Origin of the sequence: Streptomyces sp. P17 (genome assembly GCF_032436805.1) — a bacterium.
Taxonomy (GTDB): Bacteria; Actinomycetota; Actinomycetes; order Streptomycetales; family Streptomycetaceae; genus Streptomyces.
Genome location: NZ_JAVRBF010001528.1, coordinates 1 through 233, shown reverse-complemented (window position 1 = coordinate 233; position 233 = coordinate 1). Strand labels below are relative to the sequence as shown.

Genomic DNA, 233 nt, shown 5'->3' with positions numbered 1-233 from the left:
CCTTCGGCAGCAGCTTCTGGATTTGTCATTTTACCATAGCTTTTGCGGATATTTTTGATACGCTCTGCTAAAGTTTCCTCGTCTGCTGTTACATTATATTGTGTAAATTTATCTTTCGAAGTTATATCGATATCTACTGCAGGTGCAAGTCCTATTTCGTATGCAAATTCAAAAGTATCGTTACCATCCCAGTTAAAATCTTTTTCATCTTCTACTTTTGGTAGCGGCTGGCC

1 protein-coding gene is annotated in these 233 nt (G+C 38.2%); it reads right to left on the bottom strand.

Going from position 1 to position 233, the window contains the following annotated elements; all coding sequences use genetic code 11:
* Positions 1-233 (bottom strand): trigger factor (locus tag RMT89_RS45580; protein ID WP_315889627.1); only part of this gene is annotated, 233 nt, incomplete at both ends.